The 14,364-nt window shown below is 50.7% G+C and carries 12 protein-coding genes; 1 reads left to right on the top strand and 11 read right to left on the bottom strand.

The annotated features are described in order from the left end of the window. Window positions 1–163 precede the first annotated feature (163 nt). The 10 genes from A3848_RS17420 to A3848_RS17375 all read right to left on the bottom strand — a co-directional run bounded on the left by A3848_RS17420 (window position 164) and on the right by A3848_RS17375 (window position 11,680). Window positions 164–1,636: a nicotinate phosphoribosyltransferase gene (locus A3848_RS17420; protein ID WP_074086187.1), complete on the bottom strand. Its 1,473-nt coding sequence runs from the start codon at window positions 1,634–1,636 to the stop codon at window positions 164–166. Window positions 1,637–1,681: 45 nt separating this feature from the next. Further along, complete coding sequence (locus A3848_RS17415) at window positions 1,682–2,224, bottom strand: cysteine hydrolase family protein (protein WP_074086186.1); 543 nt, start codon at window positions 2,222–2,224, stop codon at window positions 1,682–1,684. Window positions 2,225–2,237: 13 nt separating this feature from the next. Then, window positions 2,238–3,008, bottom strand: a complete 771-nt coding sequence (locus A3848_RS17410) for an NUDIX domain-containing protein (RefSeq protein ID WP_371916018.1) — start codon at window positions 3,006–3,008, stop codon at window positions 2,238–2,240. A gap of 50 nt (window positions 3,009–3,058) precedes the next feature. Beyond that, window positions 3,059–3,511, bottom strand: coding sequence for a YlbF/YmcA family competence regulator (locus A3848_RS17405; protein ID WP_074086184.1), 453 nt, complete (start codon window positions 3,509–3,511; stop codon window positions 3,059–3,061). 24 nt (window positions 3,512–3,535) lie between these two features. Next, window positions 3,536–5,143, bottom strand: coding sequence for a tRNA (N6-isopentenyl adenosine(37)-C2)-methylthiotransferase MiaB (miaB, locus tag A3848_RS17400; RefSeq protein WP_074086238.1), 1,608 nt, complete (start codon window positions 5,141–5,143; stop codon window positions 3,536–3,538). 264 nt (window positions 5,144–5,407) lie between these two features. Then, window positions 5,408–6,502, bottom strand: a complete 1,095-nt coding sequence (locus A3848_RS17395; RefSeq protein ID WP_074086183.1) for an NADH:flavin oxidoreductase — start codon at window positions 6,500–6,502, stop codon at window positions 5,408–5,410. A 275-nt stretch (window positions 6,503–6,777) separates the two neighbouring features. Further along, window positions 6,778–7,623: a rhamnulose-1-phosphate aldolase gene (gene rhaD, locus A3848_RS17390; RefSeq protein ID WP_074086182.1), complete on the bottom strand. Its 846-nt coding sequence runs from the start codon at window positions 7,621–7,623 to the stop codon at window positions 6,778–6,780. 56 nt (window positions 7,624–7,679) lie between these two features. Next, on the bottom strand, window positions 7,680–8,936 hold the full coding sequence (gene rhaA, locus A3848_RS17385) for an L-rhamnose isomerase (protein ID WP_074086181.1): 1,257 nt from the start codon (window positions 8,934–8,936) through the stop codon (window positions 7,680–7,682). 102 nt (window positions 8,937–9,038) lie between these two features. After that, window positions 9,039–10,502 carry a rhamnulokinase gene (gene rhaB, locus A3848_RS17380; protein WP_074086180.1) on the bottom strand — a complete coding sequence of 488 codons (1,464 nt, stop codon included), beginning with the start codon at window positions 10,500–10,502 and terminating at the stop codon, window positions 9,039–9,041. Between the two features lie 26 nt (window positions 10,503–10,528). Further along, the gene (locus A3848_RS17375) at window positions 10,529–11,680 is read right to left on the bottom strand and encodes an iron-containing alcohol dehydrogenase (protein WP_074086179.1); all 1,152 of its coding nucleotides are present in this window, start codon (window positions 11,678–11,680) and stop codon (window positions 10,529–10,531) included. 362 nt (window positions 11,681–12,042) lie between these two features. Between A3848_RS17375 and A3848_RS17370 the strand changes: the two genes are divergently transcribed. Further along, window positions 12,043–12,798: a DeoR/GlpR family DNA-binding transcription regulator gene (locus A3848_RS17370; RefSeq protein WP_074086178.1), complete on the top strand. Its 756-nt coding sequence runs from the start codon at window positions 12,043–12,045 to the stop codon at window positions 12,796–12,798. Between the two features lie 110 nt (window positions 12,799–12,908). Here the strand turns inward: A3848_RS17370 and A3848_RS17365 are convergent, their stop codons facing one another. Next, a complete protein-coding gene (locus A3848_RS17365; protein ID WP_074086177.1) occupies window positions 12,909–14,198 on the bottom strand; it encodes an L-cysteine desulfidase family protein in 1,290 nt (429 codons plus the stop codon). Window positions 14,199–14,364 lie beyond the last annotated feature (166 nt).

Raw genomic sequence — 14,364 nt, 5'->3', positions numbered from 1 at the left:
CTCTGATGTAAATAGGCAGATTGTCCTATGGAATAAATTTACCAGGTAAAGTGTGGATAGCTGAACTGTAGGGAAACTGCTTTTCTACATATACAAAAAGGCCGTTCCACAGCAGAAGCTCCACTGCAGGAACGGCCTCGCCGTCATCTCTCACTTTTGGATATTAGCTCAATTCATCATTCGGGTCCGGCATCAAATGCTCCGCAATCAGCTGCTGCTTGCGGGTCCATACCTGCTCACTGAGATTCACGCGGTATACTTCGGGATTCAGCTTGCGGAGATACTCCGGCCAGAATAAATCAATCTGTTCCTGATGATAGCGCCGGATTTCATCCAGATCCGGCAAGGTGTAGGCCTGGAACCCGTTCACAAAGATCGGCTCAAGCATCGGCATGGCCTTATATTTCTCCACATACTTCTGCAGATAGGGATGCAGCGGGTTGAACAGCTTCAGGCGGGCACCGCTCTGCGGCTCTTTCTCCCCGGGGAAGCTGATATAGTCAGCAAGAGCTTTGCCTTTGGGCCCAATGATCCGGAAAACTTCTTTTTTGCCTGGTGTGGATACTTTCTCCGGGTTGGATGAAATCTTGATCGTCGGGACCATTTCACCGGAAGGCGATTCAATTTCGACAAGTTTGTATACACCGCCCAAGGATGGCTGATCCGAAGCCGTGATGAGTTGTGTGCCGACACCCCAAGTATCAATGGCCGCTCCCTGAGATTTCAGGTTCATAATCGTATTTTCATCCAGATCATTGGAGGCTACGATCTTCACGTAGTCCAGTCCGGCTTCATCCAGCATTTTGCGCGCCTGGATGGACAAATAAGCCAAGTCACCGCTGTCCAGCCGGATGCCATTCATCCGCTTGCCTGCCGCTTCCAGCTTCTTAGCCGTATTGATCGCATGCGGCACACCGCTGCGCAGCGTATCGAACGTATCCACCAGCAAAGTAACGCCATCTGGCATCACCTTGGCATAAGCATCGAAGGCTTCCTGCTCGCTGGCAAAGCTCTGTACCCAGGAATGGGCATGGGTTCCCTTTGTGGGAATACCGAACTTCTTGCCGGCCAGCATATTCGAGGTTGCATGGAAGCCCCCGATATAAGCTGCCCGTGCGCCCCATACAGCTGCATCTGCTTCCTGCGCACGCCGTGTGCCGAACTCCAGCAGGGTATCCTTCGGAGCCACCTGCTTAATCCGCGAGGCCTTTGTGGCAATCAGAGTCTGGTAGTTCATAAAGTTCAGAATAGCTGTTTCTACCAGTTGCGCCTCCATGATCGTCCCCTCGACGCGGACAAGAGGCTCATCCGGGAAAACCAGGGCACCCTCCTTCATGGAATGTATGCTGCCCTGGAAATGGAACTGCAGCAGCTCTTCGAGAAAAGCAGGTGCATAATTCTCTTCCTGCTCCGACAGGTAGCGGATATCATCCTCCGTAAAACGCAACTCGGCGATATACTGGGTTATACGCTCCAGCCCGGCGAATACGGCAAAGCCGTTACCGAAAGGAAGCTTGCGGAAATAGGCTTCAAACACCGCCCGGCGCTTATGGCTTCCGTTCACCCAATGGGCGTACATCATATTGATTTGATATTTGTCTGTATGTAGAGCAAGTTCTCTCCTCAAAATCCTCATCTCCTAGCTTTTCGCTGGTGCTTTCTATAGATGGTGAATAAGCGGTTATTCTGCTGCCACTACGTTCGCTCCGAGGCTTCCGCTGAAATGTCCAAGCGCCCAGGCATGCCCTTCCGGATTGAAGCTGGCCACCGCATCCTTGTGAACGACAATACTGAAGCCCTTGTTATAGGCATCCACTGCCGTATGCAGGACACAGATATCTGTACATACTCCGGTCAGGTGCAGTTCGGTAATCCCCCGTTCACGCAGCTTCTGTTCGAGATCCGTACCGCAAAAGGCGCTGTAACGCGTTTTGTCCATCCAGTATATTAATTCCTGATTCTGATCGTATACGTCTTTCAGACTGCCGTATAGCTCACGCCCCCCGGTACCCCGCAGATTATGCGGCGGAAACAGCTTGCTCTCCGGATGATAGGGATCATTCTCCTCATGCAGATCGACAGCCATCACCACGTAATCCCCATTATCCACAAACATCTGTGTAAGCTCACTGATCCGTGGTGCGATATCCATACCGGGCTGCCCCACGGGCAGACTGCCGTCCACAAAATCATTGGTGAAGTCAATTACGATCAAGGCTCTCATTTCCCTATCCCTCCTAGGTATAGATTGATAACAAAGGCTCATGATCCGTGAACATGTAGAGCTGAGCCGGACGCTGCGAATACTGGTTGGAGCTGACCGGATTGCCGGCTTCATCCCGTACTTCTTTTAATATGCCCTGACGGCTGCGGGTTGAAGTGATTTTGCGGATAAAATTGGGCTCTTTGAATTCAGGAACGACAGTCTGGATCACCTGATACAGTTCACTTAGTGTGAAGTGACGCGGCAGAAACTGCCTGGCAATCGTCGTCTGCAGCATTTGCTGCTGAATCCGCAAATAGGCATCCGAAATAATGTCATGATGGTCAAAAGCAAGCTCAAGCTCCTCAAGCGCTTCCTGCAGCGTGAACAGCCCAACCTCATCCGCATCATCGGAAGCTTGTCTATGCTCCAGCATCCATTCTTCCACCAGCGCAAAGAAAGCATGGCTGATGATCCATCCGCGCGGATCGCGTCCGGGCTTGCTGTAGACACCCAGATATTCCAAATGTCCGCCGTCTACACCGGTTTCTTCCTTCAGCTCACGGGTCGCGGCATCATAGATAGACTCATCTTCCTGGCAAAAGCCGCCCGGCAGCGCCCACATCCCGGCACACGGCCATTTTTTGCGTTTCACGAGCATGACCTTTAGTTCACGTAGCGGAAGCGTCTTGGTCACGGTCTTCCGCTCGCGTTTGGTCAGGGTAAACATGACAATATCGGCCGGAACGCCGTCCGGTGTGCGGTATTTTTTGACGTTATAGGTTTGTTCCCCGTTCTCACTCACAATGAATCATCCTTTGCCGCAGCTTATTTAATAAGTGGTCTATTCTTGATTTAGTCACCACAGGTCGAAGGAGGTGCTTCGGTACCCGCTTCTACATTGATTTTCTCTGAAACGGTGTCCCGGATCACAGAAATGACGAGCTGCAGCAGATAGTTAATGTCGCTCTGGCTTTGCTGGAACTCATTCACGACCGGAATTCCGTCGATCTCATCCTGCAGGACTTCAATTTCGCGTTCGATTTTGGCAACCATTTCCTTGTTCTTGAAGCTTTCAAAAGCCACAATCTCTTTCTGCTTCTTCTTGATTGTAGCGATGAGGCTTTGCACCCGTTCATGATTCTGTATCTTCTGCTCAGCCTGCTGGAAATGCTTTACTTCTTCACTGGTGGAAATGAGCGAGGCAAGCTCCTTGGCTTTGCCCATAATATCCTCTCGCACAATCAGGTCACGGGTATTGTAGGTGTTCATTCCGTATTGGTTCACACGCGGTTCTTCCTGGCTCATTACTATCGCCCCATTCCTCTATAATTATAGAATTGCCGCAGCTTCAGCTACACAATCCCCTTTGATGTACCATGTCTTCGTATCGGTAATTCTAACGTGAACAAAGGTTCCGATCCATTCCTTCGGCCCTTCAAAATGCACCAGTTTGTTGGCGCGGCTGCGTCCGGACAGCACATTCGAATTGTTCTTGCTCTCGCCTTCCACCAGCACCTCGACGATCTCGCCAAGCATCCGGTCATTGCTGTCCCGGCTCTGCTCCTTGATCAGATCATTCAACCGCTGCAGGCGTTCACTCTTCACCTCAGGCGTTACATTGTCCTCCATGGAAGCTGCCGGTGTTCCTTCCCGCGGAGAATAAATGAAAGTATATGCCATATCATAGCCCACTTCGCGCACCAGGGACAGTGTATCCCCGAACTGCTCTTCGGTCTCACCAGGGAAGCCGACAATAATATCCGTAGTCAGCACGGCATTCGGCACGCTGGCCTTGATTTTCCGGACAAGCTCCAGATACGTTTCGCGGCTGTATTTCCGGCTCATTTTTTTCAGCACCTCGGTACTTCCCGACTGTACCGGCAGATGGATATGCTCTGTCAGATTCCCGCCTTTGCCGAGCACTTCAATTAATTTATCGTCAAAATCGCGGGGGTGCGATGTCATGAAGCGGATGCGAGGAATATCGATCTTCCGCATATCATCCATCAGGTCCCCGAATGTATAGTCTATATCGGTAAAATCCTTGCCGTAGGCATTAACATTCTGGCCCAGCAATGTTACTTCCTTAAAACCTTGCCGTGCCAGCTCCCGCATCTCACCGATTACATCTTCAGGACGGCGGCTGCGCTCCTTGCCCCGCGTAAACGGTACAATGCAATAGGTACAGAACTTGTCGCAGCCATACATGATGTTCACCCAAGCACGCATGCCCTCCCGCTTCTTGGGAAGGTTCTCAATAATGTCGCCTTCCTTGGACCAGACCTCTACGACAAGTTCTTTACTAAAGTACGCTTCCTTAACAAGCTGCGGCAGGCGGTGGATGTTATGGGTACCGAAAATCATATCCACAAATCCATGCTTGGACATTATCCGGTTGACCACACCTTCCTCCTGCGACATGCAGCCGCAGACACCAAGCAAGAGACCCGGTTTCTCCAGCTTCAGATTCTTCAGGTGTCCAAGCTCGCCGAATACCTTATCTTCCGCATTCTCCCGGATGGCGCAGGTGTTCAGCAGAATGATATCCGCCAGATTACGGTCCTCGGTGCCGAGGTAACCCATCTGCTCCAGGAGCCCCTTCATCGTTTCAGTGTCATGCTCATTCATCTGGCAGCCGTAGGTGGCTATGGAGTAATAATGCTGCTTGTGCCGGTTGATCTCTCTGAATTCTTCCATAATCTGGTTCGTTTCCGTGTTCTCGAAGTCAATGACTTCAATTTCCTGCTTGCCCCGGCGTTTGCCTTCCTTGTAATCCGGGTTGGAATTGATCTGAACAGTACGGCCCTTGATCCGGTAAGTTGTTTTGCCTTCTTCTTCACTGATGACTTTGGCATCAGAAAAATCAAAATATTTCGAGTAATCCTTCGAACCACCCTTGCCGGATTTTAAGTCCGGTGAGTTATTCCCTATTGTCATGGTTTCACGTCCTTTATTCATGAAGCCCTACACCATCTGCAAGGCTGATATGGTAATGCTCAAGTAAAAATTATAGCATAAATCATCCATTCCGGTAATCAGCGGGCCAAGTGGAAACGGCTTCGCCGTCCTTTTTTAAGGACGGCACCGTTTCAGCGAGAAAGAGAAGGATAATTTATAGCGTGAAACATATAAATTCTTATCTTTTAACAGAAAAAACCGCCCTGACCAGGGCGGCTACATATTCAGTATATCCTAATCACTTTAATATAGAGTCTTCGTCGCTTCGGAAGTAAAAGCAATAATCTCGTCTGTTCTGCCGCTCTGTACCTTTGCAGGCCAGGCAGGATCACTGATAAGAGCTCTGCCGACGGCCACTAGATCGAACTCAGCATTTTCCAATTTCTCCAGCAGACGTTCGATATTATCTTCATCATTTTTTTCGGTAACTGCGGTTACAAACTCACTGTTCAAACCTACAGAACCAACAGTAATTGTTGGTTTCCCGGTGATTTTCTTCGTCCAGCCCGCCAGATTCAGCTCGGAGCCCTCAAATTCCGGCAGCCAGAAGCGGCGCGTCGAGCAGTGGAAAATATCCACACCGGCATTGCTGAGCGGAGTGAGAAAACGGGCAAGCTCATCCGGTGTCTGCGCCAGCTTGGCGGAGTAGTCCCCGCTCTTCCACTGCGAAAAACGGAGAATGATTGGGAAATCCGGACCGACCGCACGACGGCAGGCATCGATGATTTCAACGGCAAATGTCGTCCGTGCTTCCAGATCGCCGCCGTACTCATCCGTCCGTTTGTTGGTTTTTTCCCAGAAAAATTGGTCTATCAGGTAGCCGTGTGCACCATGCAGCTCAATTCCGTCAAAGCCTGCTGCTTGGGCATCAGCAGCAGCCCGGGCGAAGGCAGCCACAATCCCGTCAATTTCCTGCTTAGTCATAGGTTCCGTAATCTGCTCACCGGCCAAGTCCAGTCCGGAAGGGCCAACCGGCAGTGCATCTACATTTGGTAATTGGCCAACGGAGCGGGCCATGCCGACATGCCAGAGTTGGGGAACGATCTTGCCGCCAGCGGCATGAACCTCTTCCACCACTTTTGCCCAGCCTTTAAGAGAGGCTTCACCATGAAAGTTCGGGATATTCTGGTGGCTGACCGCTGACGGATGGTTGATCGCCGTCCCTTCGGTAATGATCAGGCCCACTCCGCCTTCAGCACGGCGGCGGTAATAGGCAGCAACATCTTCGCCAGGAACGCCATTAGGCGAATACACGCGGGTCATAGGTGCCATTACGATACGATTGGTGAGGGACAAGCCTCCTGCTTGAAAAGGAGCAAACAATTTATCAGTGTTCATATTCAGCCTCCGTTAATTAATATAATTGCTCATGCGGTAACCCGCCGTCTTGTTAAGGACGAAGAGTTACCGCGAGAAATAGAAGGATGATTATAGCGTGGAACGTATTGATCCTTATATTTTAAGTAAGCATATTATGCCTCTTGTCATGCTTAAAAGCAAACGGAGTGCCTGCAGGATTCCCTGCACACAAAAAAAGCCGGCCACAGGAGTTCACTGCTTGTGACCGGTTCAAGTTTCAGTTAAAATGAAAAGCTCCCTGATTCATAAGAATTCTATAATTCTAATATTCCTGCTTTTGGCGTTACGCGGAAGGCTGCAGCCAAATCAGCCAGCTGCCGGTCCGTAATCTTCTGTTTGATTTCTCTGCCGCCAATCAGGTTATAGACGATTGCCGCTTTTTCGATCGTTTCCACGAGCCCGAAGGTAGCGTCCATAGTGGCACCGGTGACAAAAATGCCGTGCTGTGGCCAGATCACCACGCGATATTCTTTCATTTTGTCGGCGGTAGCCCGGCCGATTTCACTGCTGCCCGGAACGATCCAAGGAATGACACTGACACCATCCGGGAAGACAACCAGACATTCAGTGCACATTTCCCAGAGGGTTTTGGTGAATTTCAGCTCATCCAGATCATGGGTGAAGGTCATGGCGATGACGTTCGTAGCATGAGTATGCAGCACAATGCGGTGCGTAGGATCGACCTTCAGACGTTCAATATGGCTCATGAAATGCGAAGCCAGCTCACTGGTCGGTACTGCGCCGTCACGAAGGCCCCACAGGACTTCAACACTCTCTCCGCTATCACTGACACGAAGGACGCCGAGATTCGCTTCCGGATCCTTGATCACATTGCGGAAGTATTTGCCCGAACCGGTAACGATAAAATATTTTCCAGCCAGCTCCTGTACCGGAAAAGTCAGCTTAATCGTCCGCAAAGACTCACGGATGTTGATATATTTCGCTACCTCTTCCTCATCCAGCAGGTAACTCACGTTACCGCCGTTCAGCTCATCCCAGCCGAGCGACCACATGTGATGGGTAATTTCCGACATCTCCCGGATAAACGGTGCTTCTATACCGGCAATATAGCCTTTGGACTCAATTACGGATGTATTCATATGTTTTCTCTCCTTTGTATGCATTGCTAGCGTAGCCCATAACTTCGGATCAGCCGTTATCTAGCAGACAACACTTCCTGCTCATAGCTCTTCACTTCAGCCAGCCATTGTTCGCGTACAGGTGTATTCTGCGAAGCGCAGTAATAATCCCAGACAGCACCGAATGGATAAGACTTGAATTCTTCGACCAGGGCCAGACGGGAAGTATAGTCTCCTGCCAGCTCGATAGCCTTTAGCTCTGCCACCGGCTCCAGCATGGCGCGCAAGAGCGCCTTGATGGTATTGCGTGTGCCAATAACCCATGCAGCGATATGATTGATGCTGCCGTCAAAGAAATCCAGGCCGATATTCGTGCGGCCCAGCAAATCCCCGCGAACGAGCTCGCGTGCGATTTCAAGCAGCTCATCATCCATAGTGACTACATGGTCGCTGTCCCAGCGGACCGGGCGGCTGACATGCAGCAGAAGTTGTTCGCTGAACATCAGAATGGAGGACAATTTATTGGAGATCACTTCTGTCGGATGGAAATGTCCGGCATCCAGGCAGATCGCCTTGCCGCGGGTCAATCCATAGCCCATATAGAATTCATGAGATCCAACCACATAACTCTCCGAACCAATTCCGAACAGCTTGCTCTCTACCGCATCGATGTTGTACTTAGGATCAATCTCTTCACTGAATACCTCATCGAGGGATTCCTTCAGCCGAATGCGCGGGGACAGACGGTCTACCGGAGTATCCTTGTAACCGTCCGGTACCCAGAAGTTCGTCACACAGGTCTGTCCTAGCTCGCGGCCAAAATATTCGGAAATCTTGCGCGAAGCCTTGCAGTGCTTGATCCAGAAGCTGCGGATTTCCTCATCCGCGTGGCTTAAGGTGAAGCCGTCTGCCGCTTTGGGATGGGAGAAGCAGGTTGGATTGAAATCCAGACCCAGCCCCTGTTCCTTTGCCCAGTCGACCCAAGGTGCAAAATGGCGCGGTTCCAGCTCATCCAGATCCACCTGTTCATCCGTATCAGCGTAGATGGCATGCAGATTCACCTTGTGTTTGCCCGGAATCAGCGACAAGGCCTTTTCCAAATCCTTACGCAGCTCATCCGGTGTACCGGCACGGCCAGGGTAACTGCCGGTTACAGCAATCCCCCCGCTCAGCTCCTTGTCTTTGAATAGAAATCCTTTGACGTCGTCCCCTTGCCAGCAGTGGAGTGAAATTTTGATCTGTGCAAGCTTCTCCAAAACCTCATCCACGTTGATTCCATGGGCTGCATATAATTTTTGGGCTTCGTGATAACTGTTGATGATGCTCTGATCCATGCTGTAACCTCCTAAAAGTTTTGTGAGCATCCGCTCCCTGATTTCACTTCATATAAAATGGCTTCGAAAACAAAAACCGGTCATGTGGTGATCATGCACTGCCTAAAGGACATCGGGTGCACGAAGGGCCTCCCAGCGCTCCAGCAGATGTTGCAGCTCAGGGACCGGTTGAGGGGTATAAGATACAATCGGAAAAGAGTTCCCGATGATCTCTCTGGCTTCAGCTATATGGGCCACACTGCCCTCATGAATCAGCTGAACCGCGAGATTCCCCAGTGCTGTCGACTCTGTCGGACCCGCCAGCACTTCCCTGCCGATAACGTTGGCGGTCAGCTGGCACAGCAGTCCGTTATTCGCACCGCCGCCTACGATTTGCAGCACCTCAACCGCCGTTCCCGTCAGAGCTTCAAGCTCCTGCAGATAACTCCCGTAAGACAAGGCCAGGCTGTCAAATATACAGCGGGCAAGCTGTCCCGGTGTCTGCGGCTCAGGCTGGCCGCTCTCCACACAAGCGGCACGGATTTCCTCAATCATATGATCCGGATTCAGGAACCGCGGATCGTTGCAGGGAATCAGACTGCGGAAGCCTTCGGCTTCCCCGGCAAGCCGGGCCAGCTCGGCGAAGCTGTAGCGTTCGCCGTCCAATCTGCGCACCTCCTGGATCAGCCACAGTCCCATGATGTTTTTAAGGAAACGGTAGGTGCCGAAGGCTCCCCATTCATTGGTGTAATTGGCTGCCATCGCTAGCGGATTGTTAATCGGCTGGTCAAGCTCCACGCCCAGCAGCGACCAGGTACCGCTGCTAATGTAAGCTGATGATCGGCCCTTTTGCACGGGTACACCAAGCACTGCAGATGCAGTATCATGGGTAGCTGCACAAATCAGTTGGCACCGGGGCAGATTATACCGGCTTACAAGCTGCTCCCGGATATAACCAAGGCTCTCACCCGGAGCTGTCAGTACAGCAAACTGCTCTCTACGCAAATGTAAAAGGGACAGCAGTTCCGAGTCAAAATCACCAGTCTGCAAATTTAGCAATTGAGTGGTCGAGGCATTGGTCACCTCATTGATCTTCCGTCCGCCTAATCTATAGTAGAGATAATCCGGCACCAGCAGAATTTGTTCTGCTGCGGCCCGTTCATTTCGGTCATGGGCATACAGTTGGTATAGCGTATTAAAGGTTAATTGCTGAATCCCTGTTTTGGCATAAACCGTCTCCGGCGGAATGAGCGCAGCCACTTCCTCCATCATTCCTTCCGTCCGGCAATCCCGGTACGCATACACCTCCTGGATGCGGCTGCCTTCCGCGTCCAGGAGCACATAATCCACCGCCCAGGTATCGATGCCTAACGTGCACTCTGTAATGCCGTGTGCCGTGGCTTTCTGTAGACCCGTAATAATCTGGTCGAATAAATAATCAATGTCCCAGAAGCAGGAGCCTTCGTGCTCGGTGAATCCATTACTGAACCGGTGGAGTTCTTCCAGAGTCAGGATACCATCCCTGAGGGTCCCAAGCACAAGCCGGCCGCTGGAGGCGCCAATATCGACGGCGATATGTTTGTTCATAGAAGCTCTCCTTACTAAATGTTGTACTAGAGAATTTTGCGGAACAGGGCAATTACTTCTTCTTTGGTAGGTATAAAAGGATTACCAGGTGCGCAGGCATCCTTCATCGAGTTCTCAGCGAGCAGATCCAGATCAACTTCATCTACGCCAAGCTCAGACAATTTGGACGGGATGCCCACTTCCCTGGACAGCGCCTTGATGGATTCAATAACGAATGCCGCACATTCCTGATCGGTTTTGCCTTCAACCTGCAGTCCAATAGCTTTGGCAATACTTCTGAATTTCTCTGGTACATGTTTTGCATTTTCTTCTTCCACATATGGCAGCAGCATTGCATTGCATACACCGTGGGGAAGATCATATACGCCGCCCAGCTGATGCGCCATCGCATGCACGTAGCCGAGACCCGCATTATTGAAGGCCAGACCGCCCAGGAAAATGGCATAGACCATTTGCTCCCTCGCTTCAATATCATGTCCGTTCTTCACGGTCCGCGCCAGATTGGCGAAGATCAGCTCCACCGCAGCCAGTGCGGTAGCATCAGTTACCGGATAGGCTCCAGGCGTAACCAGCGCTTCGATGGCATGGGTGAGCGCATCCATTCCTGTCGCGGCGGTAAGCGCGGCCGGTTTGTCGATCATCAGCTCGGGATCATTCACTGAAATGGTAGCGATGCTGTTTTTGTCGACCATAACCATCTTCACTTTGCGTTCTTCATCGGTAATTACGTAATTAATAGTGACTTCGGCAGAAGTACCGGCGGTTGTATTGACAGCTACGATTGGCAGAGATTTATGTTTGGATATATGCACACCTTCGTATTCCTTGATATGCCCGCCATTGGTGGCAATAATTCCAATCGCTTTGGCAGTATCCTGCGGTGAGCCGCCGCCGATGGAGATCAGATAATCACAGCCCTGAACGTTCAGAAAATCCACACCGTCATGGACATTTTTACACGTTGGATTAGGTTTGACTTCATCATAGAGGGCATATTGAATCCCCGCTTCATCCAGTACAGCCAGCAATTTGCCGGCAATGCCGCTCTTGACCAGAAATTTGTCGGTAACCACAAGCGCCTTCTTCAAATTCAATTCCTGAATGTAAGGACCAATATCCTTCAGACAGCCTTTACCCATAATGTTGGTGGACGGAACATAATAGACATGAGTACTCATTGATTGACCAGCCTCCCAGGCAATTTGTTATAACGGTGTTATTCGGATTAATGTTCTTCTTCGCAAGCCTCAAGCTATATGCCGTCTTTGGCAACTCAAGCTGGTCTCTGAGCATATCAGCCGACCGGTACTGGCGCCACTCCAAAAGGTATCGCTTACAGTCAGAGCATTAACATCCTCATCGTATCTTCACAAATCTTTGTTGTCAACAAATAAAATATATATAATGTTGTTTTTATTTGTTTAATGTCTGTTTTGCGAAGAAACATATATAAAATACCTGTGGTTTTCGTTTATTTTCTTGCAAAACACAGATATTTAAGTCTATAGTTAGACCATATCGTTCCGGAAAGGGGATACATATGCTGGCTGCCGAAAGACGCAAGAAAATCATAGATCTTGTACATCAGGATAAACGGGTCCTCGTCTCCGATCTCAGCCGGATGTTCGAGGTAACCGAGGAAACGATCCGCAGGGACCTGGAAAAGCTGGAGAAAGACGGCATTCTAAGCCGGACTTATGGCGGTGCAATGCTGAACAGGCATACGAATGAGGACCTGCCTTTTGTGACGCGCAATGCGCTCAACACCGATATCAAACGAAATATTGCGCTTAAAGCGCTGGATCTGATTAATGATGGGGATACACTGATGGTAGACCCCAGCTCTACCTCTTTTGAATTTCTGAAGCTGCTGGGCAACAAAAACAATCTGACGATCATCACCAATTCTATTAATATTCTGCATGAGTTCGCAAACTCCGGCCTGAATATCATTTCCTCCGGCGGTTCACTGCGCCATCGTTCGCTGTCGCTGGTCGGGCCGGTCGCTCATGACACCATTCAGCGCTATAATGTGGATACTGCGGTTATTAGCTGCAAAGGCATTGATATGGAGCGGGGAATTACCGATTCCAATGAACCCGAGTGTGAGTTGAAGAAGCACATGCTCCGTCAGGCAGAAAGGGTTGTGCTGCTTGCCGACCATACCAAGTTTGACAAAACCGCCTTTACAAGGCTGGTTGCACTTGGCAGTATAGATGTGCTGATTACGGACCGCAGACCTGCAGATCCTTGGCTGAAGCGGCTTGCCGAAGAGAATATCGAGGTATTGTATTAAAAAGACCGCCCGGTCCCCTGTGTTTACTGCGCAGGGAACCGGGCGGTTTTGTATTTAAGTATGAAAACGTATGTTTTATTCGGGGATGGTATGGATTGTAAATTATACAGCTACAGCACTCCGCCTTTGGAGAGCATGATGTTCAAGATTGTAGCATCGGTATCCGCAAGGCCTTCCTGAACCAGACGCTCCATGTTGCGGATCGTGTCTTCCACCTCTTCAAAGATAACCCCCTCCTTCGTCGTTGGCCCAATGTTGTTCATTGCCAGCGTAGCTGCCTGAATAGCCGCATTGGTAGAGGTGGAGATTTTGAGCGCACAGGTTGATTTGGCCCCATCGCAGATCATGCCTGAAAGGGACGCGATGGTATTCTGTATCCCAAACTTAATCTGGGCAAGGCTTCCGCCCATAAGATAGAGAATTCCGCTGTTCGCTCCTACTCCGCCGGCAATCCCTGAACCGCATAGCGGCGATAGCCGCCCGATGTAATGCTTAATATGGACAGTAACCAGATTGCTCAGCGCAAGCGCCCGGGCCAGCATTTCCTCATCCTTGCCCAGCAGCTCTGCCAAAGCAATCACAGGAAGCGTGCAGGCGATGCCCTGGTTGCCGCTGCCTGCCGTAGTCATTACCGGCATTGCGCTGCCGTCCATTCTCGCATCGGAGGCGGCAGCCGTCGCGGCGATGATTTTGCTTGCCACATCATTGCCGAACAAGTTCACCGCCGATTGCTGGCTCATTTTCTTACCCACCTGCAAGCCGTAATCCCCGCGCAATCCTTCATCGGATATAGCTTTGTTCATTCTGGCTCCTTCCAGAAGAAAATGGATATCCTGGAAAGGAACGTTGCGGACAAACTCAAAGATGCCTTCAACAGAACCCGCATACGTCTCGGAATCCGACCGTCCGGGTTTGCCGCAATCTGCCTTGGACTTGGCCGGTGTGATTTTCTCCCCATCCAGTGCCAGAAAATCTATATGAGTATGTTCTCCGGCAATAATGGCAGTCGCCATATGGTTCCGCGAATATACCTGGGCTTCAATATACAACTTCTCAGGTGTAACCTTCAGCTCTACTTCAAGGAGTCCCCGTTCTAGCAGATCATTAGCCAGCTTCAATTCGGCCGGATTCAGGCCTGACAAGATCTCGAGCTTTTTGTGGGAACGGCCCACTACCGCTCCGAGTGCTGCTGCGATCGGGAGTCCGGTCTGACCTGTACCGGGAATGCCCACGCCCATCGCGTTCTTAATGATATTCCCGCTGAGCTGCAGCCGGATTGCCGTGATATCTTCCTCAAGAAGCTCTGCCGCCAAGGAGACAGCATATGCAACCGCAATCGGCTCGGTACAGCCTTCGGCCGGTACGACTTCTTTGCGCAAAATCTCCAATAAGCTGGCCATTTATGCTTTCACCCTTCTCTCTAGTTGTACAAGTTATTTCTTAATAGTATATCAGAGGGCAGCGCCAGGGAACCCCCTTTTCTTGTCCTTCAGTATACAAAGCAAGAGGAAGGCTGGCCCACAAGCTGTCGGGAAAACGGCGAACCCCCGGAAATCCTGCTTGCAG

It is taken from the genome of Paenibacillus sp. P32E (assembly GCF_001909085.1).
GTDB classification, from domain to species: Bacteria; Bacillota; Bacilli; order Paenibacillales; family Paenibacillaceae; genus Paenibacillus_AQ; species Paenibacillus_AQ helianthi.
The sequence above is the reverse complement of the archived record's forward strand: the minus strand, read 5'-3'. Positions and strand labels throughout refer to the sequence as shown.